Below are 26,423 nucleotides of genomic sequence, written 5' to 3' on the forward strand. Positions count from 1 at the left end.
ACAAAAGAGGAGGTAACATAATGGGGCTTTCCAATATCGGTATCCCAGGCTTGATTCTGATTATTATTCTGGCTTTGATTATCTTTGGCCCCCAAAAACTGCCCGAAATTGGTTCTGCCTTAGGGAAAACACTGACTTCATTTAAAAAATCAGCAGAAGGCATTATAAGTGATGAAGAAACGAGTAAAGCAAAGGAAATATCGGAAGACAAAAGGGGAGAATGAAATCTTACGCCTATCATCCTGTAAAGTAACAAGAACCTCCTTTGAATGTTAATTTATTCTAAGTCTTGTACTAAAAAAGAGAGCTGCACCGGCAGGTATCTTTAGGTACAAGGCTTTTATTTCGCTGTGTACGATAAACTTTTACCAGTTTTTTTAAATTGTTTACTCAGGAACGAAAAGATGGAAAATAATAAAAAGCGCATTGACATTGATAATGATTATCATTATCATTAAATAGTGGGATTTATCTATTCATTAGATTTTTATGAACTGCTTAAAATTCTACCTATATCCCTTATTGAATAGATAACAGATGGAGGATTCCTTCTTTTTCAATAATACCTGGTTGCTTTTCTTGAACACAGAGTATGATCAATGTTGAGAAAAGGCTTTTTTTGTAGTAATTGGCCTCTTCCAATTGGTCGATATAACAATTACCATTCTACATATTATCCATACTTTAGCGTGTGCATTTCCATCTGATAGTTTTTTATCAATCTGGTGTACACCCTAACAAATATTAGGCAAAGAACACAGAAAATTTTAATTTAGGGAAGGTTGTTAGACGATGACAGAATGCAAAGATGTAACAATTATTGGCGGCGGCCCGGCAGGACTGTATGCAGCTTTTTATTGCGGGATGCGCGACTTATCCGCCCGCATTATCGAATTCAAACCAGAGCTTGGAGGGAAGGTTCATGTCTATCCTGAAAAAATGATTTGGGATATAGGAGGTCTAACACCGATTACTGGCGCTCAATTGATGGAGCAAATGGAGCAGCAGGCTCGTACATTTAATCCGGAAATTATTTTAAACGAAAAAGTAGAAAAGCTTGAAAAGGATACAGAAAATTTATTTGTGGTGACAACTGATACAGGGCATGAATATGTTAGCCGAACGGTTATTTTAGCAACTGGCGGAGGTATCCTTGAACCAATTAAATTGGATATAGAAGGAGCTGACCGTTTCGAAGTAAGCAATCTTCATTATACAGTACAGAGCCTTGACAGATTTAAAGGTAAGAAAGTAGTCGTTTCCGGCGGGGGAGATACTGCCATTGACTGGGCCACCGAACTGGAACCTATCGCAGAGCAAGTATCCTTGATTTATCGAGGCGGGGAATTCAAAGCGATGGAAGCACACATTGCTCATCTTGAAGCTTCTTCTGTCAATATCTATAAAGATACTAAGATAGAAAAACTACTTGCAGATGAGGAAGGGCATCATATCAAAGAGATCTTAACAAGAAACCAAAAAAACGGGGAAGAGGTCCATTTTGAAGTGGATGACTTAATCATTAATCATGGATTTGACAGAGAACTGAAATTTATTAAAGAAAGTCCGTTGCAAGTGGAACTCGAACAAAACTTTTTCGTAAAAGGATCCGGAAAAGCAGAAACGAACATAGCTGGTTTATATGCTGCTGGTGATATTCTTTCATTTGATGGGAAGGTGCCATTAATCGCTGGCGCATACAATGATGCAGCGAATACAGTGAATCAAGCTAAGCTGTATATGAAGCCAGATGCTTATAATGAAATCTATGTGTCTTCTCATAATTCTAAATTTGATGTAAAAAACAGAGAGCTGCTTTCTCACTTGTATACTAAAAAATAAGGAAATAGCTAGAGAAGAGTTTCTCCGTTTCGTATAATTTATAATGATAAAGAATGACTTAAATTTACCTCAATCACATCTTGAAAAAAAGAGGTACAATTCACCTGCCAGTGAGGAGCGTCAGGAAAAAGCAGATATACAGCATGAACTCTATTTCCCAAGACGCTTCTCCTGTTTTTACCATGCTAAGGAAGATTTAATGGTTACCACAGACGATAGAAAGGATTGTTTATCCCAGATAACCCCACATAATCCGCCAGCTGAATGAAGTTTCATTTTTATTAATGTTTCACCAGCCATTTTTCATACTCTTTGTCCGATGATAGAGGTTTGTTTTAAAGTATCTCTTTACCATCTCTTCTATCAAAAACCCCCACGAAATGATGTGTTACTACTACAGCAGAATAAACCTGTTCTTTATTTATATATCACCCTTTTTGGAATCTCAGTTCTGTTTTGATATAATTTGGTTAAGGGAGCAGCTGATAAAGTGTAAATAACAATAGAATTAGAGTAGGTGAAAAAGATTGACCATGTTAATTATTTCAATCATTTTATTATTTATCGCTTCCAGTTATTTTTCTGGCAGTGAAACAGCGTTGACGGCAACAAATGAAATGAAACTACAGCTAAAAGCGACAAATGGAGATAAAAAAGCCGCACGCTTATTAAAGCTGGTCAATAATCCTGATTTGTTTATTCCAGGTATATTAATTGCAAATAATGTACCAAATATTGTGCTTCCTTCATTAGTTACGATTGTAGCACTTGAATATAATTGGAATCTAGGTATTACTACAGCAGTTTTAACAGTATTAATTATTATTCTTGCGGAAGTAATGCCCAAGTCGATTGCAGCTGCATTTCCTGAAAAAATTGCACATATTGTCTATTATCCAACGATGTTCATTCTCGTAATCCTAAAGCCATTTATCTTCTTATTGAACCTATTGACCAAAACAACCATTAAACTTCTTGGACAAGATAATAATGGTCACATAACGATCTCTAAGGCAGATATGAGAGCAATGGTAGATATTGGACATAAGGAAGGGACGTTTGGAAGGGATGAAGTGTACGGTTTAAAAGGGATGCTGGATTTCTCCACTTTAAATGTTGCTGACATATTACAGACTCCTCGAATCGATGTGCAAGGAATTACTGCAGACGCAAGTTTTGAGGAAGCGAGTGAAATTCTAATAAAAAATCAATTTAGTCGTTATCCTGTTTACCAAGATGATCTTGATAATATTATCGGTGTCTTCCATTCGAAGTTTTTCGTTTCTTGGTCCCGTGAACCCGAAAAGCAAGTGAAAGATTTTGCAGACTTAAATCCTTTGCATGTGTATGAATTTCAACAAGTAAGTGTGGTATATAAGCAGATGCTGCAAAAGAAAAAACACTTCGCGATCGTGCATGATGAGTATGGTGGTACAGAAGGTATTATTACCCTTGAAGAACTGATTGAAGCAATGATTGGTCAAGATATTGAAGACGAAACAGACGTTCATGACGTTATAATTGAAAAACAAACAGATACAGAAATTATTTGTGATAGTAAAATTTCATTACATCGGCTGAACATTATATTTCAAACAAGAATTCCAGAAGAAGAGGATAATTTAGCTGGATTTTGTCTTAGTCAATTAGGATATATTCCACAAATAGGAGAGATTTTTGAGTATGAAAATTTAACATTTGAAATTCTTGAGGCTGATACGAAAAGAATTAATAAAGTTAAAATATCAAAAGACTGGAGAAAACAGGAGTAAATGCTTTTTATTAGAAAACAGTAAAATATTTATTGATGGTGTTCTAGATCGCATGGCGCCATCAATAAATTGTTCTAAACTCTTCGTAGATGGATTGAATGAAGAGACAATCGTTAAAGTTATATTATATTAATAAAATAGCCTAAGGTAAATCGATGTTTTCTATTAAGAATAAAAGAAAGGGTACAAGTTTGTTATATCGTATATCTAAACGCGTGTTACAATGAAGAATATATTCTTGAGAAACTTTGCATCTTAATTTCTCAAATAGTATATGATGACATATTTATATGCTTAGTAAGATAATACATATCAAAGAGGTGGAACGGAATGAAAAAGATGAAGGCAGCAGTTCTGAATAAGCCATTGGATATTGAGATTAAGGAAATAAATATACCCGAACCAAAGGAAAATGAAGTATTAATCAAAGTGCAGTGTATCGGCGTATGCGGCTCTGATGTGCACTATTACGAACATGGAAAAATTGGGCGTTATGTCGTAGAAGAACCACTCATTTTAGGGCATGAATTGGCAGGAGATATTGTTAAAGCTGGCAGTCAGGTCGAGAATCTTGCGGCAGGCGATCGTGTAGCTGTCGAACCGGGTGTTGTATGCGGAACTTGTGAATATTGTAAATCTGGCCGATATAATCTTTGTCCAGAGGTACAATTTATGGCGACACCGCCAGTTGACGGAGCCTGGTCTGAATATGTTACGATTCGCAGTGATTTTGCCTTTAAGATACCGGAGCAAATGAGCTATGAAGAAGGAGCATTAATTGAACCGCTTTCTGTAGGCATTCATGCGATGCAGCGCGGAAAAGTCCATCCTAATGATAAAATGCTGATTACCGGTTTAGGGCCTATTGGGCTGTTAGCGATCAAAGCTGCTAAAATATTCGGAGTGACCGAAATCTACTGCTCGGATGTGGTACCATATCGCAGAGAATTAGCGAAGAAATTTGGCGCGACAAAGGTATTTGATCCAACACAAGATAATATTCATGAGGAGATAGAAAAGGCAACAGCTGGCAGCGGTTTGGATATCGCTGTTGAAACTTCTGGTAATGGCCGGGCAGTACAGGATGCACTGACGATTACGAAACGTGGAGGAAGGGTTGTATTAGTCGGATTACCTGCTTCCTCAGAAATACCTGTAGATATTACCCATATCGTCGATTCAGAATACGACATTCATGGTGTTTTTCGCTATGCAAACAGTTATCCTACAGCGATTCAGGCAATAAGCAGCCAGAACCTTGGTCTCGGGGATGTAATTACTCATAAATATCGTTTGGATGATATCAAAGAAGCGGTAGAAACGGCCGTAAATCAGAAGGATACTAGTATTAAGATAATGATTTATCCATGATAACGAGTGAAACACACTAGTTTTTTAGCTTTTTGGAAACCTATTTTTTAATAGATTTGATTATTTCTTTCCTGATTTTCTTATAAACTAAAAAGACTTGACTTAAAAATTCGTTCTGCTACCATAATAGACAATCGAATACATTTCAATTTTCTGCTAGGGGCGCCGTAAAGGCTGAGATAAATGTATATTTAGCACCCTTAGAACCTGATCTGGTTAAGGCCAGCGGAGGGAAGTAGAATGAGCAGACAAACCATGCGCTATTTTACGTGTGTATGTTTTTTATGCAGATACTTCCTTCTACTAGTCTTTAGAAAAAAGATTAGAGGAGGATTTTTTTATGAAATTTACGGATGAATTACGTGCTGCAACGAAGGAAAGCTGGAAGCAGAGTTTACATCACCCATTTGTGCAAGGAATTGTGAAAGGAGATTTACCGCTGGAAACATTTAAGTATTATATCTTACAAGATATTTACTATTTAAAACATTACGGTAAGATCCACGCGATTGCAGCGTCTCAGGCAGAGGATTTTAAACTGACTGCTCTTTTAGCTGATAAAGCGCGCTTTACAGCAGAGGCCGAACTGACCGTGCATAACGAGCACGCTGAGATTCTAAATATTACCCAAGCAGATTTAGATAACTTCAAACCAGCGCCAACTGCCTATGCCTATACTTCGCATTTGTATCGAGCAAGCCTGTCTGGAAATCTAGCACATACTGTCGCTGCCATACTGCCATGCTATTGGTTATATGCGGACATCGGAAAAGTGAATGAACATGCCGCTCCAGAGCCGGAAATTTATCGTAACTGGATTAAAATGTATGCGAGTGACTGGTTTCAAGATTCAACTAGGGAAATGATTAATTTACTAAACACTTTAGTTGAAGATATGAATGACAAGGAAAAAGAGAAGGTAAAAGAACAATTTATTATCGCAAAAGAATATGAACTCCATTTCTGGGAAATGTCCTACACTTTTGAAGGCTGGCTTTCAGAATGTAAAAAAGTGAACAGCCCTTAAGAAGAAACAGAACGGCTTCCAATTTCTTAATGGGTTCGGTTTATTTGTTTCATGTTAAAGAATTCTCATTTATCTGAGGGTTCTTTTTTTGGACTGGGAGGGAAAAGTATTTATTATACCAACTGCGCAATTTTGTTAAAAACACGATGCAGCTAATTTACTTGTGATACAATTTTCGTAATGGCAAGCAGCAAACAAGCCGAAGCCGGAAATTTAGTTTAATAAGCATTTATTCCAAAGAAATGAATACTTGTAGATAGTGAATTTAATCTTGTGTCTGACACGGAGGAGGGATAATCGTGAAAAACAATCCAGTAACAAGAAAAGCTGCTCAGCAAATCGTATCCACTATAAACGGACGCCTGAAAGGACGAACCAGCCCTTTAGTGGTGGCTCTGGACGGGGGAAGCGGTGCAGGGAAATCTACGCTGGCTGCTGAGGTTGCTTCACATGTAGGAGCAACTGTTATTCAATGTGATGCGTTCTTCGATGCAACGATTACAGACGAGGAATGGGATACTTATACATCGGAATGGAAGTGTCGCAGATGTATTGACTGGCAACGTCTGCATAAGGAAGCATTGTTACCGCTTATAGCGGGGGAGAGCGTTCAATATCATCCTTTTTCTTTCTCTGCTGAAAATGGCCTGGACTCATCCTCCATAACGAAAAAGCCCTCAAAGGTCATTATTCTTGATGGAATTTATAGCGCGCTGCCCGAATTTTCTGATGTTGTTGATTTTAAGGTTCTAGTGGATGTATTACCAGAGGTTCGCCGTTATCGGCATAATGTAAGAGAGGGGCATGCAGATGAGGCTTGGCATAAGCAATGGGATCCTGCAGAGGATTACTATTTCTCCGTTTTGTGCCCGCCGGCATCATTTGATTTGATCGTCGTGAACGGGGAAGGCACCGCTTAAATGGAATGAATCCATTCCCTAAAATAAATAATATTGCAATTATGTATTGACAATTAAAGTGATAATGATTATCATTATCGATAAGGAATAAGGTTTCTCTATCAAATTGTTCTGTGAATAAATCAGATGACTCATTGTGTTACCCCCCAACCAACATATTAGAGACTTGATAGAGATTCCTTCTCTTTTTTAACAGGCTGTTTTGTGGAAGGTGCCATAGGCTTACATAATAAACACGCAATATCTTTTTCCAACGACAGCTTACTTACTACGCTTATACATAGAATATAATTGGACAAGAAGGAAAACGAGATAAAATCATTGCCTTCATTTTTATTTTAAAATTAAAAGAGGAAGGTAAGACGGAGAGAAGACTAATTTAACTGATTACCATACAACTATAAATTACGCACTAAAGCGTACGATATTGATAATAGCCTGCGATAAATTATTCGAGAGTTGTGAATGATTTATCGTTTTTTATTACATCGTCATGCGATAAAGTAATTCATTGATTAAATTTTTTACGCAAGAGTTCACCAGCATGCTTATCTATGGAAAATAATCAATAGAATAAGATATATTTCTATTTTTTCATTTTTATTACAATTAGATTAAATAGATAGAATTTGAGTTTATAAGCTATGAAGCGGGGTAGATAGTTACTATCATATTGGAGGGGAAGGTGTTATTATCAAGTATATTTTTTCAATTTTTCTTGCTTTGGCTGGATTCGTGTTCTTTGCGGGGACAGCAGCTGCGGAGCAATATCATGAAGTACAACCGGGAGATAATGTCTATCGTATCGCACAAAACTATCAGGTAGATGTCAATGCGGTCATTGCGGCAAACCCGTCCATATCGGACTCCGCTTATATTGAAGCCGGACAAACAATAACAATACCAGATCAAAACGGAACCTCTTTTACAGTGACAGCTTATACAGCTGGTCCAGAATCTACTGGTAAAGAACCTGGTGATCCTGCCTATGGCATCACAGCTTCTGGTGAGGAAGTTGAAGAAGGAAGGACCATTGCATGTCCGCAATCGCTTCCTTTTGGCACGAAAATACATATCCCGGAGCTGGATGAAACTTACGTGTGCGAAGACCGGGGGAGTGCTATTACAAATGGCCACCTGGATATTTATAAGGAAGACTTAGACGATGCATTAGAATTTGGAGTACAAGAACTTCAAGCTAAAGTGTGGACCTATTAAGCATAGGAACTAGATGACAGATTTACTGTATGTTAAAACCCTTATCGCAAATTAACGCAAAGAAAGCAACCGCCTATGAATCTCATGTAGGCTGGTTGCTTTTTTGTATTTAAGTTATTATATTAAACTCAGAAAGCACCCATTAACTTTAATAACATTTGTATAACTACTCGTCTGAATAAACCCAACTTACTCAGGCGGGTTTATTTTTTATTTGTACCAAAAATTCTACGTTTGACATTCTACCTATCGGTAGGTAGAATAAAAATATTCAATAAATAAAATGAAAGCGGGGAAACATACATGCAATTTCAAAATAAAACCGTAATTATTACTGGCGGAGGAACTGGAATCGGCCGAAAAGCGGCAGAATTATTCTTTAATGAAGGTGCTAATGTAATTATTAATGGACGGAGAGAAGAGGTATTGAAAACTACAGCGGCAGAAATTAATCCAACCGGTCAAAAAGTAAGCTTTGCAGCAGGCGATATCAGCCTCCCGGAAACTTCTGAAGAGCTGGTTAACAAAGCAGTTGAATTATATGGCGGAGTTGATATACTTGTTAACAATACTGGGAAGTTTGTTCCAACTTCATTCACAGAATATACACCGGAAGATGTGCAATCTTATCTTGATGTCATTGTGAAAGGAACTATTTTCACTTCGCAAGCAGTCATTCCGGAAATGAAGAAACGTGGACAAGGTGCTATTATCAACACGGGTTCTATGTGGGCGATTCAATCAGTAGAAGCAACACCATCCGCTGCTTATTCCGCAGCCATGGCTGGGAGACACGCGCTTACAAAAAATATGGCGGTGGAATTAGCTGCAGATAATATTCGGGTAAATGCAGTAGCTCCTGCTGTAGTGGAAACGCCAATTTATAATAATTTCCTTTCAGATGAGGAAGTTCCGGAGGTTTTAGGTTCCTTTAATGAATTCCATCCTTTAAAAAGAAATGGACAACCAGAAGATGTTGCGAATGCAATCTTATTCTTAGCAAGTGAATCATCTTCCTGGATTACAGGGACAGTTATGCCTGTAGATGGCGGAGCTACAGCAAGGCTGCGTTAATAATAAAGATAAAGGTGATTGAATGGCAAAAAAAGAAAGCACGGAAACAAAAATTATTGAAACAGGGGAAAAGCTGATTCAAGAAAGGGGGATAAATGGATTTAGTTTTGCTGATATTGCAAACATAGTAGGCATCAGAAAAGCAAGCATCCATTATTACTTTCCGACTAAATCAGACCTTATAAAAAGTGTGTTAGAGCACTATATTAATCATTTTTTTGTTTCTTTAGACGATCGCTGTGACAAACTTCATTCTCTTGAAGAGATTCTTACTGCATATACAGAACAATTTAAAGACAGTTTACAGAAAAATTATCAAGTATGTTTATGTTCGATGCTATCCATGGAATCTTTTTCTTTAGATAATGAATTGCAGCAAGAAATCAATGCATTCTTTAATAAAAATGTATTATGGCTTCAACAAAAATTAGAGGAATTTCACATTATCGAAGAACGGGCAAGTACGATGGCGAATCATCTATTTGTAGTGGTTCAAGGAGCGCAATTGATTACGCAAAGTTCCAGAGACATCTCTTATTTTGATTCCATCGTTTCCAAAGAGATTCATTCTATTATTTCAGCTTAAGGATTGCTGGAGTCTCTTGACATAGCTTGGCGGAATATTCGAGAAGTATGTCATTTATCATATAACGAACAAAGCTGCTTATTTATTTATAAATAAGCAGCTTTTAAAATAACTTTATGGAAAGAGGCAGGAATATGAAACATCCTATTGTTATTGTCGGTGCGGGTTTATCTGGTTTACATGCTGCATCTAAACTCACGGCAGAAGGAATTCCATGCAGGGTTCTGGAGGCAAGAGACAGGATAGGAGGGAGAGCCTTAAGTGCTGCAGTTTCAAATAGACCGGATTTAGGGAAATTTGATCTTGGAGCAACCTGGTTTTGGCCGCAATATGAAAATACAATCGTCAATCTAGTTAAACAAATCCATTTAGAAACATTTCCTCAATATACGAAAGGTGCCATGCTGGCAGAACAATCTCATCATGAAGCGCCAAAACGATTTGTGCTGCCGGATAATCCCAATGCTCTATCGATGCGTTTTAAGGGCGGTGTTCAATCACTTATTAATGCCATAGCAGAAACAATTCCTCCAGGAGTGATTGATCTAAATACACAAGTAAAAGCAATTCAAATCGATACAGAGGATACGATTGCTGTTGAATCAGAACGTACGGATGGAAAAAGAGATAAAATAGTTGCAAGTGCTGTTATTCTGGCATTGCCCCCTCGGATTATAGCCAAACACATCGAATTTTCCCCTTCCTTGTCTCCAAACCTTCAAAGTGCGCTATTAGATAAAGCTACTTGGATGGCAGGACAGGCAAAGGCAGTTATACTCTATGACCGTCCATTTTGGAGAGAATCCGATCTTTCCGGATTTGTATCCAGCAGAGTCGGACCTCTGCAGGAAATCCATGATGCTTCTCCAGAAACTGGCTGCGGAGCACTTTTCGGTTTTATTGGAATACCCGCTAACATTCGATGGGAACTTGGAGAAAATGAAATGAAAGAAATGATTATGGACCAGTTAAGCCGGCTTTTCGGAGATGAGGCACAAAACCCGGAAGCAATTTTATATAAGGATTGGTCAAAGGATATCGAAACTGCTGTTGAAGAGGATTGGGAGCCGCTTAGACATTTTCCGGTATACGGTCCAGAAAGGTTAACAGGACAATGGCAGGATAAGCTATACTTTGCTGGTACAGAAAGTGATTCTCAATTTGGAGGCCATCTGGAAGGAGCGCTTCGGTCGGCTGAGAGGGCAGTTTCTGAGATGATAAAATCTTTTGAGTGAACATGTTTAAAGCAGTGAATTGAATCGGTTTTTCTAAGCTGTAATAGACAGTTTCTCCACTTGAATCGTATAATGTGAATGAATAGAGTAGAGAGCAAGGAAATGAGGAGACAGATATGGAGATCTTTCCCGAACACATACAGTTTAAATATTCATGGAGATCTTATCAACAAGCTATCATAGATGATATGGACACCTATCTGAATAAACGTCATTTACATTTAGTAGCTCCTCCAGGTTCAGGAAAAACAGTTATCGGATTGGAGATGATGCTGCGTTTTAATCAGCCTGCATTAATATTGGCACCGACTATCGCCATCCGCGACCAATGGGTGGCCCGTTTTGTAGAATTATTTGATCAGAGCAGTAATCAGCCGGAATGGATGACAACAGATTTAAAGGAAAAGGCTTTGGTTACAGTTGCAACCTATCAAGGGTTTCATCAATGGATGACTGGTCAGGAGGAAGAAGTACAGGAAAAGCTTGCTTCTCATGTAAAGACATTGGTACTGGACGAGGCACATCATTTACGCACTGCATGGTGGCGTTCTGCTGTTTCTTTTAGAAAAAATCTTACTAACCCAGCTATTGTAGCTTTGACAGCTACTCCGCCATATGATGTATCCATCCAGGAATGGAACCGCTATTTGGAGCTGTGCGGCGAGATTGATGCTGAAATAAGCATAGCAGAGCTGGTACGAGAAGCAGAGCTCGCTCCGTTTCAAGATTATGTCTGGATATCCGACCCCCTCCATGAGGAGCAGGAGGAGATCAACCAATTTCGAAGTCAGGTCATAGCATTTCAACAATCCATACGTCACAACACAGCACTTATTGATAAAATAGAAGCACATCCATGGATCACCGATCCGGATACATATGCAGAAGAAATTCTGTCGGAGCCGGCTTATTTGTCCAGTATGCTTATTTTCTTAAAGGAAGTGGAAAGTACTGCCTGGACAAAGCCGCTTCCGATAATGGGCTTGAAGAAAAAACAAATTCCGGAGTGGAGTTTGGAATGGCTGGAACTCATGCTGACACATCTTCTATATCAAGATAAGCATATTATGGATGAAGAGGAGCCAGTACGAAAAGAAATACAGTCTTACCTTCAACGTCTCGGGGCTGTTGAAAAGCGCAGGGTGATCTTAACAGCGAATGATCGAATCAACCGTTTATTGGTGCAGAGCCCATCGAAATTAAACAGCATTCAGCAGGTGACTGCCTTTGAGGCACAGGAATTAGGAACAGAGCTGCGTCAGGTTATTCTTACAGATTATATTAGACGAGAAGATTTGCCTAAGAAAGCAGGGGATGAGCAGAATCTCCGGCGTTTAGGAGCTATACCTGTTTTTGAACAATTGCGCCGAAGGGAATTGGATGTCTCACTTGGGGTTTTGACGGGATCGATTGTTATTATTCCCAAAAAGGCATGGGCAGCCTGTGAAGATTTAGCCGAGCAATGGGAAGTTGCTATAACAGCAGCGGAACTGTCCTATGATGCAGCTTATGTAGAAATCACTATCAATACCAGTGTACGGCATCGAATGGTGCAAATGATGACAAAATTAGTTGAACGCGGCGAAATCACTGTATTAATTGGTACAGCTGCATTACTCGGAGAAGGCTGGGACGCACCGTTTATTAATTCATTAGTCCTTGCTTCTTATGTTGGCTCTTTTATGCTGTCCAATCAGATGCGAGGAAGAGCCATTCGTGTAGAGAAAAACAATCCGCAAAAAACAGCCAATATATGGCATCTTGTTTGCTTGGATGCTACCAATTCAGAAGGCGGGGAGGATTACCTTGCATTGAAAAGACGTTTTAAGGCCTTGATTGGTCTAGGGCATCAGAAGAATGTAATTCAAACAGGGATTGGTCGACTATCATTGGCCGAACCGCCCTTTTACAGCATCGATAAGGAGCAGTCCAACCGGCAGATGTGTGATTTAGCGAAGGAGAGGGGGCAGCTTTTCCGGCGCTGGAAGTCGGCAGTTGAAATAGATGGGACTTTAAAGGAAGAGATATCTGCCAAAAAACAGCAGGTGCCGCGTCCATTATTATTTACGAATACCATCAAGGCCTTGATTCTCGCAATACTTTCTATTATCTTTTTCTTTGTAGATAATGTACTTGGTGAAATAACGAATTTCCGCATTTTGGAAGATAATTTACGTGCTTTTTTATGGGTGGTTGTTATTATTATAGCTATTTCTCTTATCATTGCTTCCCCATTCATTTGGCGATTACTTAAAATCTTATTTCGTAATATTAGTGTTGAGAAAAGTATGAGTGAAGTTGGAACTATCGTATATCAGGCCTTATTTGAGTCAAGCTGGATAGAGACAAAGCCAGCTGTTTCCCTCATTCAGACAGAAGAAGAAAATGGCGTCATTACTTGCTGGTTAGAGAATGCCTCCATCTATGAACAAAAAATATATGTGGAGGCATTGCGCGAGGTGCTGGACCCTCTCGAGAGTCCCAGATATATAGTTGTCCGAAAACAGCGGACATTGTGGTGGAATCGTATCGATTACCATGCTGTTCCTGCGATACTGGCACAAAATAAGGAAATGGCAGAACTTTTCCTGGGTTGTTGGGAAAAGCACTTAGGTAAAGCGGAACTGGTATATACGAGAACTCCGGAGGGAAGGCAAGTATTGCTTCAAGCGAGGGCAAAAGCCATGTCTGCACAGTTTGTATCTAAATCGGAGCAAATATCCGTATGGAAGTAGCGAGGGCTAAAGATAATTTTTAATCTAGTGTTTCGGCTTAATTTGATTGGTTTAATTTGATTAATGTAAAAAAAGTGGTATAATTATTTTTGAGATTAGATTAATACTATTTATGAAAGAGGATTTATACATGTCCACAACTATTCATAAAGTCGAACAGCAGTTTGCCAATCTAGTTCGGTCCTATCGTAAACAGCATATCGGAAAAGGCCCCGAGAAAATAAAAGTCTCATTTCATGGTACCTGGGCTATTGCTTATATGAATGGGAGCCTTAGTCCTGTAGAAAAGTTTATCGCTCAAACCGAGGAAGGACATACAATGATCTGGCAAGCCAGGACACAAATGGTGAAGCAACTGTATGAAAAAGTACGGCCTTCAGATTTAGAAGAATTAGTTGGTGCAAAATTTTTAAAACTATTTGCGGATATTAATGTAGAAGATGATGAAGCTATTTCAATATTTATATTTGACAAACCAATAGATAGACTGTAAAACTATTACACTATTTTAGGTAGCTTAGCCAATGGTACATAGGTGCTGATTACTAACTACGGTCATGATATTGATATCCAGCTATGTTATCAAATAAATAAATTGTTTCGGTTTGTATCCGATTAATGCTTGAGAACAAAATTGCTTATTGTTGTTAAATAACTTGAATTTAATATAGAAATAAATGGCGGATTGGTCTATGGTACCTTATGTGCTAATTACTAACCACTATCTTGTAAAATCGCTTTCGATTTTTATAAGATGGTGGTTTTTTCTATATAAAGGGGGTGTTATATGGAGAGCTAAAGTAAATAAAAAGACCCTGAAGAGAGAAGTAAGAAAATTTATAATGAAAAGGAGCAGGATTATAATGAAAATCGTTGCATTATTTCCAGCGTCAACAGGTTCTTCACAACTTCTAACTAAAGAGGCATCTTTAGGCTTAAGAGATTTTCTGAACGGCACAGAAGATGAGTTAGTATTGATAACTGATGATAAAGAAATCGATCAACATATTGAAGATATGGATGTTGTTATATCATCTCCTTTTTTACCGGCATATATTACAAAAGAACGTGTCGAAAAAGCAAAAAATCTTAAACTGGCAATTACTGCAGGAATTGGTTCTGACCACGTCGATATAGAAGCAGCAGCAGAAAAAGGGATTACGGTAGCCGAGGTAACTGGCAGTAATAACGAAAGTGTTGCGGAGCAAAATGTAATGGAAACATTGCTGCTCTTAAGAAATTATGAAGAGGGGCACAGGCAAGCGGAAGAAGGTGAATGGGATCTACCAAGAGTAGGTTCTGGTGCCAATGAATTATTAAATAAAAAAGTCGGCATTTTTGGCTTTGGCCGAATTGGTCAATTAACAGCAGAACGATTAAAAGCTTTTAATGTAGAATTGCAATATAATGATCCGTTTAGAAAGAAAGATGCAGAAGAAAGAATCGGAGTCGAATATGTTACGTTCGATGAACTAATTAAAAGCTCTGACGTAGTGATTATTCAATCACCTTTAACTGCAGATACTGAGAATAAATTCGACCAGGAAATAATAAGTCAAATGAAAGAAAATGCTGTACTTGTTAACTGTGCTCGCGGTGCAATTGTAGATAAAAATGCAATTGTTCATGCGGTCAATGATGGTCGTATCAGATATGGCGGCGATGTGTGGTATCCACAACCAGCTCCAGTAGATCATCCATGGCGTTCTCTTAAACAAACAGGATTAACAGTACACTATTCTGGTATGACCTTAGAGGCGCAGGAAAGAATTCAAAAAGGCGTTATCGAGATGTTAACGAATTTAATGGAGAATACACCAATAAGAGATGAATATATTATTGTAGACAAAAATAAAGTTTCCCACCAAAGCTATCAGACAAACAAAAATAAATAAGCGCATTAGCGTAAATGTATGTCTCTCATTTTAGGAAAGAAGCTAAACTCTACAGTTTTACAGAGATAATTTAAAAGAAATCTCTAACTAATTTAGATTAATAACAGCAAAATATATTTCTAAAAATCAGATGGATTACTGAAGTGATATAAACCCTTTATAATAGTCCGTGTAAAATAGTACTGAAATTGAATTTGTACAAATTTCTGATTGTAAAGGGGCGGAAAAGCTATAGAGTATGAATGAAATATATTCTGTTACTTTGGAGCTTACTGAAAATAGATGTTGCCATAAAGCAACACTTCATTTATTTAATAGTAATCAAGCTACAACCCGACTAACATTGATTTAGTCGGGTTTATTTTATTTCAAAAATCATAAATGTAATGAACATTAGCGTATTTAAAGTAGTCTGACAAACAGGTTTTAGTTTCAAAAATCTCTTTTCAGGGTACCGCTATTCAGACATACTAACGAAAGAGAGAAAAGAAATGACATTTACAAAATTTAAATCTATTTTCAACAAAATTGGTATTATTGCTAGTTTACTCGTGCTAACTGGCGTGTGTGTTTTGCTTTGGCGCTCATTTTTTGCTAATGGATATGGTTCCTATTCAGGCCAAATTTCATTTTACCTGCTCACATTTCCTGTAGCATTATTTATTTTAGGTGTAGCAGCTTTCATTATTTTACTCCTTCTTATTTGGAAAAAATCTGCATTATTTTTAAAAATGATTTGGGCGGTCAACTGTATTTCTTTTTTAGGAATCGCGCTCCTACCTGGGATTCAAAACCAATATTATGCAGATCGTATTGACGCAGAAACTGCATTGATGGATAACTATACATTCTCTTTTTCTGGAACAGATACGTATTCCGATTTAGAAGAAGATGTTGTTTATAAAACTGCGGAAGATGGAGATTTATTACTGGATGTATGGGATACAAAAGTGAATGATGAAAATCGTCCTGTTATCGTAAATATCCATGGCGGAGGATGGAGCAGCGGGGATAAAAGTGAGGTTTCCTCATGGAGTAAATGGTTTAATTCGAAGGGATATGTTGTATTTAATGTGGAATACAGTCAAAATGGACCCGACATGTGGCAAAAACAAATTTCAGATACACATGATGTATTAAACTGGATTGTTGAACATGCGGATGAATATCATTTAGATATAAACAGAATTAATTTAATAGGATCTTCTGCCGGGGGGCATTTAGCATTGTTAACAGGGTATACGGATTTAAAGGAAAACAGCCTTGCTCCCAGAGAAATGGATTCCGATTCCACCGTGGAAATAAATTCTATTATTAATCTATATGGGCCATCGGATTTATTACAGCTCTATGAAGATACTAATAGTAAAGAATTTATTCAGCCACTGCTTGAACAGCTCATGGATGGCCAGCCAAAAACAGAAGAAATCAAACATCGTTATCGTCAAATGTCTCCAATTCAGTATGTAAATGAAACTTCTGCACCCACGATTTCATTTGTCGGTCTAAAAGATAAAGTAATACCCGAAGAGCAAATAGAGATACTGCATGAAAAACTCGAAGAAAATAATATAGACAATCAAGCTTATTATTTTCCGTTTTCTGATCATAGTTATGACTCTAACTGGGAAAGTATAGCAAATCAAACAACCAGACAAAAAATAGAAGAGTTTTTAAGTGAATATAACTAGTATTTATTGCGTCAGAGGGAAGCTCTTATCAATTTAAAGGTATATTGATTATAATGTCTTTGGAAGATATTTGGAAATGAATGACAAAAAATGAGAGGGGTTATACAATCCCCTCATTTTTTTATTCTTCCATCATATCAAACGAATCAATTACTTTCTTTTCATGAGAAGACAGTACAATATTCGTTGATGGCGTTCCATATTGCATCGTTTCATCGATAAATTGTTCTAAGCTTTCTACAGAATGTGTGGCTAATTTGGCAATATAGCTCACTTCTCCGGCAACTCGATAACACTCAAGCACGTCCGGATGATTATTACAAAAATTCGATAACGCTTTACAATCAGTTGATTTAAACATGACAAGTGCAGTAATGGGACGGTGCAGCTTTTTTAAGGAGACATGCGCATGATAACCCTCAATAATTTGCTGTTCTTCTAACCGCCGTACTCTTTCAATGGCAGAGGGGGAGGTTAAATGAACGGCTTTTGCTAACTCCTTCATGGAGATTTTCGCATTCTCCTGCAATATCCTCAAAATTTCTCTATCGATTTGATCCATATAATACCTCAACCTTTTTTTATAAAACAGAATAACTTAAATTCCTAATTATGAAAAGCTAAACACTCCAATTTCCTTTTTAAAACTATGTAAAAGCTTCTTGTTGTTATATAAAATAAGATAATAGAAAGAGAAAGGCATAAAAAATGAAGGGGTGACGTTATGGAAGGAAATAAAGCATTAATCATAATAGATGTTCAAAAGGCGTTTGATGACAAAAAGTGGGGAGAGCGGAATAACCTTGATGCAGAAGAAAATATGGAGAAGGTACTAGAACAATGTCGTGAACATCAATGGGAGATTATTCATATTCAGCACATTTCAGATAATCCGGAGTCTGTATTTTATTATAAAGGAAAGGGATTTCCTATTAAACAAATGGTCGCTCCTTTGGAACAAGAAAAAGTAATAACAAAAAGTGTGAACAGTGCTTTTATTGGAACGGATTTAGACGAATATTTGCAGGCATGTCATATTGATACCATTGCAATTGCTGGTTTAACCACACCGCATTGCGTGTCTACCACGACAAGAATGAGCGGGAATTTAGGGTATAAAACGTATCTGCTTTCAGATGCCACTGCTGCGTTTGGAATGAAAGATCATCATGGTAAGTTCATCGATGCGGATACCATCCATCATTTGTCGCTGGCAACGATTCATGATGAATTTGCTAATGTGGTGACTGCGCGGCAGTTTATTCAATCAGTATTAGCATAGAGCTGGCAGCAAAATCTTCTAATCAAAATAATATTCGATTACACGTACAGCAGGTGTTCTAATTCGTTTAGAATACCTGAATGTAACCTAAGCACAAAACCTTACAACGCTGTAAGGTGATTGTAAGGCACAGCGATAGCTTTTATCCTATAAATAGATATATACTAATCATCAAATGCAGAGATAAGGGATTTTACGTTGTTAAACGTAAAAAAAGTAAGCAAAGTATGCGGCGGGAAAGTATCCTATAGGGCATTGTCAAATTTGGATTTAACCGTAGAGGATAATGAATTTGTAGAAATTATGGGCCTCTCTGGCAGCGGGAAATCAACATTACTGAATATGATTGCTACGTATGCTGCTTATTTTCTAGCTAGTCTTTTTGCGTAGCCCGCTTTTACTATATAAGACAGATAAAAACTGAGCTGGGATAAAGATATTTATTTCTTATCATTTGATTTCTGATTAATTTAAAAAGCCGTGGTAAAGAGGAGGGTTAAAAACATGAAAAAAGTATTGGTCGCAGGGGCCAGTGGAGCCCTTGGAAAATTGGTTTGCCAGGAACTATTACGGATAATGGGAAAACGAATACAATTAACCGTCACAGATTATAAAACAGAAAGAGGAGAACAACTGGCAAACGCTTTGAAGCAAGATGTCCAATTTCAATTTATGGATGTAGACGATAAGGAAAATGTAAAACAAGTAATCAAGAACGTTGATATTGTCGTAGTTGTAGTAAAACAAAAAAAACCGCATATTCAAACCGCATGTGTGGAAAATAAGATATTATGCATCGATGTTACCCCTTTTTATGATTTTGTGGAGAAAGTAAAAGAGTTAAACCAAAAAGCAGAAAAAAATGAAAGAGGATCTGTCATAATGTCCGGCTTTTTCCCGGGACTATCCGGTTTAATGGTAAAAGAGACTATTTCATATTTTCAAGAGGTAAGAGAAGTCAATGTGGGATTATTACAAAATACAAATGCTAAGACAGGATTATCAGGTATTTTAGATATGTTAAAGATAATCTCTCAATCAGTTGCTTTTCAGGATAATATTATTCCTGGCTTTACTAAAAAGAAAGAAATGTATTTTTCAAACCATAACAAAGAAAAAGAAGTCAGGCTTATAGATCATTCGGAAAGAATACTATTAAAAGACAATTTAACAGCTGCGCCGATAAATTATTGGACTGCTTGGAATAGTAATAGTTTCAATAAAATGATTTCGTTACTAAAGAAATTCGGATTGATTAAAGCTATTCAAAAAATGAATACGAAATTTCTCGATAAGCTTGTAAAACATAACCCGAATAAGAAAGAACATGCTTTTCTTACTGTGGAGGTGAAAGGGATAGTGGATAAACAAGAATGCAAAAGAATCCTTTCATTGTCTACTTTTTCAGATTATCATACAACAGCCATGATGACTGCAGCTTTGACAAAATTGACACTGGAAAAAGAAGTGGAAGGCATTGTTTGTCCTTTTGAAATAACTACTTTAGATGAGTTATTATCTGTAATGAATTGTTCTGAACTTGAGATAGAAAAAATTGAAAATAATATACGCATCAAATAACGTGTATCTATTCGATTAAATATTATTTCTGTACTACGCAGCTGGAAGGTAGTACTTACTAAAGTTAAGTACCCTGCAGATTAATAAGTAATAATGGAATAATCTCTTACACCTTTCTTGCATATTTCACTAACCAGCTGCTATAAAGAGTTGTTTTCTTTATTTTCCAGTCCAACCCAAATAAATTTTTCAGAGGCAGTTATTTATTATTCCGTTTGTTAACTTCAATCGTAATAAACTCCGGCAAATAATTAGGAGTACATCCTTTTGATACCATTTCATCCTTGTAAAGACCCGTTTTCTCGCCAAGTTTCATACAGCGTGTACGATTCTTTTCATCATAAATGCCTATCCAGCCTGCTGTGAAATTCATAGCCCATTGAACTTCCGGTTCTTCCTGCATAATATTAGCTTCTAATGCAGCTAGCAGCTCTGCAGTATTATCAGGTGGTGTTTGTCCGGTCCATCTCAAGCGCGCTTGAAAATACCAGAAAGCTCGCCTTTGGAGAGCGCGGGGGCTATTTTCCCATGATTGCATCAATGCAATTCTCTTCTTGTCTTTGGTAAGCTGGTTAGCCATTAACCAGTCCATTAAGTTATTTCGCTCATCATATGTGTGAATCTGCATATCTTCATCAAGCTTATTAAGCACATCTTCTGAAAGAAGCTTTTTATCCATAATTAAGATGGCTAATAGTCTGGGTAAAAATGCTTCGGTCGACCAAAGCTCCAGAGCTAATTCATGATCTTTTTTTATCTCCTTTGCGATTTTTCGTAAGTCTCCCAGCTTCGTTTTACTATTAATTTGAGCTAGAATGTCTTCTGCTTTTGAAGAGTGTTTTATTTCCGCAGTTATTTTTTCATGCATTTTATACAACTCCCTGATTATTTATTATCGTGCATTTATCTATGAATTTGGTTATACATCTCTCCCCATGTATTCATTTCATTAATTAATGGTGTTAATGTTTTTCCGAATGCGGTCAGGCTGTACTCTGTTTTCGGCGGGATCACGGGATAAACTTTTTTGGAGATAATATTGTCCGCTTCCAGTTCATTCAGCTGAAGAGCCAGCATTCTTCGTGAACAGCCTGGCATATAGCGTTGTAATTCACTAAAACGGCAGACCTTATGCTTGATTAAACGATATAAAGTGAAACTTCAATCAGTGAGGGGTTCTTTTCATCCCCGACTGATTGGGGTTGCGATTACTCACCCCATCGTAAAGAGTTGTTAGTTGAACGAATCGGGCCGTTACTGGCTGTTGGATCTCCCACTTAGAAATAACAATTATGCCAATTTCATGAATTAAAAAAACTGGTATTTCTGCGCCTTAATGTATTCGATTCCTTATATCTAGTCTTCCTTTTTTAATAAACTTAATTATTATTACATAACCTACAATATTGAAAATCAAGCTAACTAGTAGAAAGGAAGGAGATCCTAAGACTATTGGGAAAAATAGAGCCAAAACAAAAACAATTAAAAACCCCGCCATAACATTTCTGTAGTTAAAAAATACCAAGTATCCTATTATCAAAGTAAAAACAATAGTTAAAATATGAAGTAATATCATAATATTCCGCTCTCCTTTTTAGTTGAACTCTACAAATTTATTTTAGTTTACCATATCATACCATTCAAGCGGATAGTTTAAACAGTAAAAATTTAAAGAGGTGGCATGATAGCGAATATCATTTCTCTGCAAAGAAAAATACCGAACTTTTAAATGCGTTGCAAAAAGGAAAACCTGCAGCTAATAAAAAAGGATCAAAAATAGCTAGGTGTACTCTTATGACATTGTTGGTAATCACAGCTAAAGCAGACGCTTATCTTAAGGTAGATGGCAAATGGGGAAATGCAGTAACTAGGTCATTGCAAACTGCATTAAACACTACGGTTGATAGGGTAATCAGCAATCAATCTCAAAATGCTGTAATTAATGCTCTTTATGAATCTGTTTGCATCCACTTTCTCTCCTTGTTTATATATTCCATTTTTATCGGTTTTTATCAGCTTCTGCAAAACATGCTGCAAAAGCAGTAAATGCTCTGCTTAAAAATGGTCTTTTCCTAGTAACCAATCGGGAAGTGACGAATCTGAATTGCTCTGGAACTTGATATGCTTTGATTTTTTCATCCTTCTGATCTACTACAGATTCTGTCAAAAGTGTATTGCCGATTCCTGCCCGCACACAGCTCAGCATGGTATCCAGTGTACTGACTTCAATTGTATTATCAAAGGATATTCCATCCTTCTGAAGCCAACATTTATTAGCTTTTCGTAATGGGCAGCTTCCGGAAATACTCAATAAAATAAATTTCAAAAAAAATATACTAACCCCCTTGCACTTCACGTAACGGAATAACCTATACTTTATTTTAAAGGAGCTGATAAACAATGTATACCATTGGAGATGATATCGCTGTTGCCAGTTATACGATGAAAAGTTCCTTCTGTTACAGCTCAATAAGCGATTAAGATTATCCTTATCAAAATAAAGTATTTCATTTATCTAACCCAGCTGTTCATTTGCAGTTGGTTTTTTAGTGGTTTTAACGGAAAAATAAAGTGAAAATTTTTATTATATGATATGGTAAACATAGAGTTTTATTTATATTGAAAACCCGACCTTATATTCATTATCACTGAGGAGATTAATATGTTTCATTATGAGGCGCTTTGTTATCATTGTAAAAAAGTATTCAGGGTATACGAAGGAACCCCAAAATATAAAATCGTTAAGGAGAAGAAGACAAAAATGTTTTGTTGTGAAGATTGCGATCATAAAATACGCATTGCAGCAATAAAAAACTTTTTTAGATAAAATGTTTTCGATTATTTCTTATTAGTATGATTCAATCCATTTGGCATTTCGAGAATCTTCGAATAAGATAGGTTTATTACAAACTTAAGCGAGATTTTTAAAGTATTGGAAAATGAAAAAAGACTCGATATACTGCGAGGGTTAAAAAATCCAATGGACCATTTTGAAAAGTCGACTGCACACCTTTCCAAAAATATCAGTGAAAAAGGGGGCGTCTGTGTAGGTGACATCCAAGAGAAAGCACAAACGTCGCCATCTACTGTCTCCCATTACTTAAAGATGATGCAGCGGGCTGGTCTTTTGGAATCTGAGCGCCATGGGCAATGGACTTACTACCGTCTAAATGAAGAAAAGATAGAGGAAATAGTTTCTCTCATAATAAAGAATCTATAGATCCTTTTTTATCTTATATAATTCGAGGTTTCTCGAATTATATAAATTTCGTGATGATAACGTTAGAAAAAATCATCTGAAACAATTAGATTATTTTGAACTAACTGCTTGTCAGGCGTATTCCAACCATAGTGAATCTCCTTCATCTTCAAAACAATTCAACTTGGAGTTATCACTGTCCGCTTTATATTATTGAATTTTTATTGTTTTATTTGCAGCATACAATTTAATTAGTTGGAAAAGCATATTTCTTATTAAAGTATACCATTAACAAAGCAATGATAATCAATAAAAAAATTGTTATTGGAAAGGACTCGCTGCCAATATAATCAAGAAGAATTCCTCCTACGATACCGCCACCGGCAATAGCAATATTCCAAACGGTTGTACTCATGGAGGTGGCAACATCGACGTTATCTTCTCCTGCTGCTTGAGCTAATGCTGTTTGTATTAAGGTAGCCGATCCCCCAAAGGTAATACCCCAGAAAACAATACCTATAATGACGATTACTGCATTTTGAGCAAAGAATTGAAGCAATAATGCGGCGCATGAAAAAATAAACAAGCTTAATAAAACAAGGAGGCGAAGCTTTTTATCAATAAATAATCCAGTAACCCAAATGCCCGCTAAGGACAAAATTCCAAATAAAAGTAATATGGCACTTACTTGTGAGCTGAGCTCTGTGGATGCAAGAAATACAGCAATATATGTATACAAAATATTATGGGAACCCATCCAAAGAATCACCAAAGTTAGCACCGGGCGTATCCCAGGGATCTTTAGCACCTTAAACAGGTTGACGCGAACACCTTCTCGATTTCCAGAGAAATCAGGAAGGGTAAAGATAATCCATAGGATGAGAAGAAGAGCTAATAAAGACATAATGGCAAAAATAGAGCGCCAGCCAATTATAGTTCCTAAAAAAGTACTAATAGGCACCCCGATACTAAGAGCAATAGGAATTCCAACCATAGCAACAGCTGTTGCCCGCCCTTTCAGCTCTTGATGAACCATTCGCCTTGCGTACCCGGTTAACATACTCCAAACAATACCTGCCCCCATTCCCGCGAAGAATCGAGCTGTTAGTGTCATTATATAATTTGAAGAGAAAGCGGTAACGCTATTAAAAATAAGAAATAAAAGGATTGCAAAAAGAAACAGGGGTTTGCGTCTCAAACCTTGTGTAGCAAATGTAACAGGAATTACAGCAACGATGGCACCAAGGGCATAAAAAGTCACTAATTGTCCAGCGTATGCGTTTGATACATTCAATCCCTCACTTATTTGTGGAAGCAGACCTGCAGGAACAGTCTCCATCATAATACAAATAAAACCTGCCATGGAAAGAGCTAATAATCCAAGCCACGGCAGTTTGTTCGTTGTTTCTTCTTGAGAGTTCCTGAAAATAGACATGTATACGCTCCTTATGAATTATCCTGAGTTACGCTATATTTTTTTCTATAAAAAACAAAAAAAGACTAGTGAAGCTTATTTGGCATTCAATAGCTTTACGAGATAGAGCCTATTCAAAGTTATTAATCTGAATAAGTATACCAGGTGATTAAAAGTAATTTTAGCTGAGTTTACTTCTTATTTGCTTCTTGTTCTTTGTTAATCTCTATCCAAATCATAAAACACCAGCTGCTTTAGGTGAGAAAATACTAATTAAGCCATAAATAATCAATAGAATATATTTTAATTTTTATATTTACTATTTTTACTCTTACTATATTCTTACTACCCTTTATTTTTGTTTGCAAACAGGTTAATGATAGCTATTCCTTTAAAACGATTTGTTAATTCAATTACTTTGGCTGCAAACAAGAGGAAAAGATTCGGATAGGTTCCATTTCTAAGCTTTTTGTTATGAGTTGTAATTAGAGTAACAGTAATAAGCTAATTATTAACAGAATAATAAAAGGCATTAATCGGTAGAACCTATGATTAATCCATCAACATTTCGTAGGCGGATTATTTCTATTCTTATTTTATCCTTTAGATATGTCCCGCCACACATTCTGGATTCCAAATGCATCAGAAGAAACACCTCTAGCGTTAATAGCTTGAATAGTCGTGTTTGGTTGGACATTAGTTTTTCTAGTGATGTCTGTCTAGGATAATTTCCAAACGAAGAGATGCTTAAAATCAGTTAAGAAGATATAATTGGGTTATTCCACTACATGGAGATACGTAAAGTTAGTCAAAAAAATGATAATTAACAAGAGTATAATAATAGAGGGTGGTTTTTATGGAATTTATAACATGCCAAGCCTTTGACATAGGTAAATTACAAGAGATTAGCAAATTAACATACAAACAAGCCTTTAATGACATATTAGATGAAGCCAATGTGAATGCGTATGTAAATACTACATACAGCAAAGATAATTTGATGAGAGAATTAAACAATCCTAACTATCATTTTCTTTTTATCCAACATAAGGATGAAGTTATTGGGTATGGAATGTATACGATCCACATGGATTTTTTAAAAATAGAACGCGTATATATTTTAAACCAATATAAAGGCTTGGGCGCTGGTTCCAAATTTATGGAATATATCGAGAACACTGCTAAAGAATTGAAAAAAGATTATTTATGTTTAGAAGTGTTAGCTGAAAATTCAAAAGCGATAAGTATTTATGAGAAAAAAGGGTTTCGCATATCCTCGGAGCAAATTATTGTGATTGGGCAAAAGGAGTGCCGATTATTATCGATGGAGAAAAGGCTGCATTATGATTAATTTTTACTCAATCCAACTGGACAGTATTTTCAGTTGGATTTATTATAGTTAAAAAACCTTGGTTATGCTCGAAGTTCCGGAAAACTGTTAGCAAGAAGCCAAAAAATACACTTCATGGTAAGATAAAATTGGTTTCCCGACTACATATTTAAAAAAATTCACTCCTAAAATTCTTGGGATAATGGATTACAAAAATATATATTACAAAATCGAAACAAGTCAACACGAAT

General features: G+C 36.7%; 25 protein-coding genes, 1 pseudogene and 1 riboswitch. Of the genes and pseudogenes, 20 read left to right on the forward strand and 6 right to left on the reverse strand.

Annotated elements, in window-relative coordinates:
* Positions 1–20 precede the first annotated feature (20 nt).
* The gene (locus MKX55_RS11525; protein WP_339238301.1) at positions 21–224 is read left to right on the forward strand and encodes a twin-arginine translocase TatA/TatE family subunit; all 204 of its coding nucleotides are present in this window, start codon (positions 21–23) and stop codon (positions 222–224) included.
* 568 nt (positions 225–792) lie between these two features.
* Entirely contained in the window at positions 793–1,842 is a 1,050-nt protein-coding gene (locus tag MKX55_RS11530) for an NAD(P)/FAD-dependent oxidoreductase (protein ID WP_339238303.1), read from the forward strand.
* Positions 1,843–2,019: 177 nt separating this feature from the next.
* Here the strand turns inward: MKX55_RS11530 and MKX55_RS11535 are convergent, their stop codons facing one another.
* On the reverse strand, positions 2,020–2,142 hold the full coding sequence (locus MKX55_RS11535) for a hypothetical protein (RefSeq protein WP_339238305.1): 123 nt from the start codon (positions 2,140–2,142) through the stop codon (positions 2,020–2,022).
* A 233-nt stretch (positions 2,143–2,375) separates the two neighbouring features.
* On the opposite strand from MKX55_RS11535, the gene MKX55_RS11540 reads away from it, so the two are divergent.
* The 12 genes from MKX55_RS11540 (at position 2,376) to MKX55_RS11595 (ending at position 17,366) form a co-directional block, all read left to right on the forward strand.
* Positions 2,376–3,614 (forward strand): CNNM domain-containing protein, encoded by a 1,239-nt coding sequence (locus tag MKX55_RS11540; RefSeq protein ID WP_339238307.1) that lies wholly within the window; start codon positions 2,376–2,378, stop codon positions 3,612–3,614.
* A gap of 330 nt (positions 3,615–3,944) precedes the next feature.
* A complete protein-coding gene (locus tag MKX55_RS11545) occupies positions 3,945–4,985 on the forward strand; it encodes an NAD(P)-dependent alcohol dehydrogenase (RefSeq protein ID WP_339238309.1) in 1,041 nt (346 codons plus the stop codon).
* 148 nt (positions 4,986–5,133) lie between these two features.
* A riboswitch (TPP riboswitch) is annotated at positions 5,134–5,236 on the forward strand.
* 89 nt (positions 5,237–5,325) lie between these two features.
* Complete coding sequence (gene tenA, locus MKX55_RS11550; RefSeq protein ID WP_339238311.1) at positions 5,326–6,012, forward strand: thiaminase II; 687 nt, start codon at positions 5,326–5,328, stop codon at positions 6,010–6,012.
* Positions 6,013–6,311: 299 nt separating this feature from the next.
* Positions 6,312–6,932, forward strand: a complete 621-nt coding sequence (locus tag MKX55_RS11555; protein ID WP_339238313.1) for a hypothetical protein — start codon at positions 6,312–6,314, stop codon at positions 6,930–6,932.
* A 723-nt stretch (positions 6,933–7,655) separates the two neighbouring features.
* Positions 7,656–8,150 (forward strand): LysM peptidoglycan-binding domain-containing protein, encoded by a 495-nt coding sequence (locus MKX55_RS11560; RefSeq protein WP_339238315.1) that lies wholly within the window; start codon positions 7,656–7,658, stop codon positions 8,148–8,150.
* A gap of 303 nt (positions 8,151–8,453) precedes the next feature.
* Entirely contained in the window at positions 8,454–9,224 is a 771-nt protein-coding gene (locus tag MKX55_RS11565) for a glucose 1-dehydrogenase (protein ID WP_339238317.1), read from the forward strand.
* Between the two features lie 22 nt (positions 9,225–9,246).
* On the forward strand, positions 9,247–9,810 hold the full coding sequence (locus MKX55_RS11570) for a TetR/AcrR family transcriptional regulator (protein WP_339238319.1): 564 nt from the start codon (positions 9,247–9,249) through the stop codon (positions 9,808–9,810).
* Positions 9,811–9,944: 134 nt separating this feature from the next.
* Positions 9,945–11,045: an FAD-dependent oxidoreductase gene (locus MKX55_RS11575; protein ID WP_339238321.1), complete on the forward strand. Its 1,101-nt coding sequence runs from the start codon at positions 9,945–9,947 to the stop codon at positions 11,043–11,045.
* A 116-nt stretch (positions 11,046–11,161) separates the two neighbouring features.
* Complete coding sequence (locus MKX55_RS11580) at positions 11,162–13,780, forward strand: DEAD/DEAH box helicase family protein (RefSeq protein ID WP_339238323.1); 2,619 nt, start codon at positions 11,162–11,164, stop codon at positions 13,778–13,780.
* A 130-nt stretch (positions 13,781–13,910) separates the two neighbouring features.
* Positions 13,911–14,273 carry a DUF2294 domain-containing protein gene (locus MKX55_RS11585; RefSeq protein ID WP_042534049.1) on the forward strand — a complete coding sequence of 121 codons (363 nt, stop codon included), beginning with the start codon at positions 13,911–13,913 and terminating at the stop codon, positions 14,271–14,273.
* Positions 14,274–14,643: 370 nt separating this feature from the next.
* Positions 14,644–15,675: an NAD-dependent formate dehydrogenase gene (locus MKX55_RS11590; protein WP_339238326.1), complete on the forward strand. Its 1,032-nt coding sequence runs from the start codon at positions 14,644–14,646 to the stop codon at positions 15,673–15,675.
* A 491-nt stretch (positions 15,676–16,166) separates the two neighbouring features.
* Complete coding sequence (locus MKX55_RS11595) at positions 16,167–17,366, forward strand: alpha/beta hydrolase (protein ID WP_339238328.1); 1,200 nt, start codon at positions 16,167–16,169, stop codon at positions 17,364–17,366.
* Between the two features lie 121 nt (positions 17,367–17,487).
* Here MKX55_RS11595 and MKX55_RS11600 read toward each other — a convergent pair whose 3' ends face one another.
* Positions 17,488–17,928, reverse strand: coding sequence for an Lrp/AsnC family transcriptional regulator (locus MKX55_RS11600; protein ID WP_339238330.1), 441 nt, complete (start codon positions 17,926–17,928; stop codon positions 17,488–17,490).
* A 162-nt stretch (positions 17,929–18,090) separates the two neighbouring features.
* Here MKX55_RS11600 and MKX55_RS11605 point away from each other — a divergent pair, with 162 nt between their 5' ends.
* From MKX55_RS11605 to MKX55_RS11615, 3 genes and pseudogenes are all read left to right on the forward strand, one after another.
* Positions 18,091–18,648 carry a cysteine hydrolase family protein gene (locus MKX55_RS11605; RefSeq protein ID WP_339238332.1) on the forward strand — a complete coding sequence of 186 codons (558 nt, stop codon included), beginning with the start codon at positions 18,091–18,093 and terminating at the stop codon, positions 18,646–18,648.
* 198 nt (positions 18,649–18,846) lie between these two features.
* Positions 18,847–19,002 (forward strand): annotated as a pseudogene (locus MKX55_RS11610) (ATP-binding cassette domain-containing protein); the annotation flags it as partial.
* Between the two features lie 150 nt (positions 19,003–19,152).
* A complete protein-coding gene (locus MKX55_RS11615; protein ID WP_339238334.1) occupies positions 19,153–20,229 on the forward strand; it encodes a saccharopine dehydrogenase NADP-binding domain-containing protein in 1,077 nt (358 codons plus the stop codon).
* Between the two features lie 199 nt (positions 20,230–20,428).
* On the opposite strand, the gene MKX55_RS11620 is transcribed toward MKX55_RS11615, so the two are convergent.
* The 3 genes from MKX55_RS11620 to MKX55_RS11630 form a co-directional block, all read right to left on the reverse strand.
* Positions 20,429–21,097 (reverse strand): DNA alkylation repair protein, encoded by a 669-nt coding sequence (locus MKX55_RS11620; RefSeq protein ID WP_339238336.1) that lies wholly within the window; start codon positions 21,095–21,097, stop codon positions 20,429–20,431.
* A 35-nt stretch (positions 21,098–21,132) separates the two neighbouring features.
* Complete coding sequence (locus tag MKX55_RS11625) at positions 21,133–21,369, reverse strand: winged helix-turn-helix transcriptional regulator (protein WP_339238519.1); 237 nt, start codon at positions 21,367–21,369, stop codon at positions 21,133–21,135.
* 859 nt (positions 21,370–22,228) lie between these two features.
* Positions 22,229–22,555, reverse strand: coding sequence for a LysR substrate-binding domain-containing protein (locus MKX55_RS11630; protein WP_339238338.1), 327 nt, complete (start codon positions 22,553–22,555; stop codon positions 22,229–22,231).
* A gap of 336 nt (positions 22,556–22,891) precedes the next feature.
* Between MKX55_RS11630 and MKX55_RS11635 the strand changes: the two genes are divergently transcribed.
* Both MKX55_RS11635 and MKX55_RS11640 read left to right on the forward strand, forming a co-directional pair.
* Positions 22,892–23,056 carry a DUF2197 domain-containing protein gene (locus tag MKX55_RS11635; protein ID WP_339238340.1) on the forward strand — a complete coding sequence of 55 codons (165 nt, stop codon included), beginning with the start codon at positions 22,892–22,894 and terminating at the stop codon, positions 23,054–23,056.
* 75 nt (positions 23,057–23,131) lie between these two features.
* Positions 23,132–23,449 carry a metalloregulator ArsR/SmtB family transcription factor gene (locus MKX55_RS11640; protein WP_339238521.1) on the forward strand — a complete coding sequence of 106 codons (318 nt, stop codon included), beginning with the start codon at positions 23,132–23,134 and terminating at the stop codon, positions 23,447–23,449.
* Between the two features lie 226 nt (positions 23,450–23,675).
* Here the strand turns inward: MKX55_RS11640 and MKX55_RS11645 are convergent, their stop codons facing one another.
* Complete coding sequence (locus tag MKX55_RS11645; RefSeq protein ID WP_339238342.1) at positions 23,676–24,791, reverse strand: MFS transporter; 1,116 nt, start codon at positions 24,789–24,791, stop codon at positions 23,676–23,678.
* Positions 24,792–25,698: 907 nt separating this feature from the next.
* On the opposite strand from MKX55_RS11645, the gene MKX55_RS11650 reads away from it, so the two are divergent.
* Entirely contained in the window at positions 25,699–26,193 is a 495-nt protein-coding gene (locus MKX55_RS11650) for a GNAT family N-acetyltransferase (RefSeq protein WP_339238344.1), read from the forward strand.
* Positions 26,194–26,423 lie beyond the last annotated feature (230 nt).

Source organism: Oceanobacillus sp. FSL W7-1281 (genome assembly GCF_037969835.1).
GTDB lineage: Bacteria > Bacillota > Bacilli > Bacillales > Amphibacillaceae > Oceanobacillus > Oceanobacillus oncorhynchi.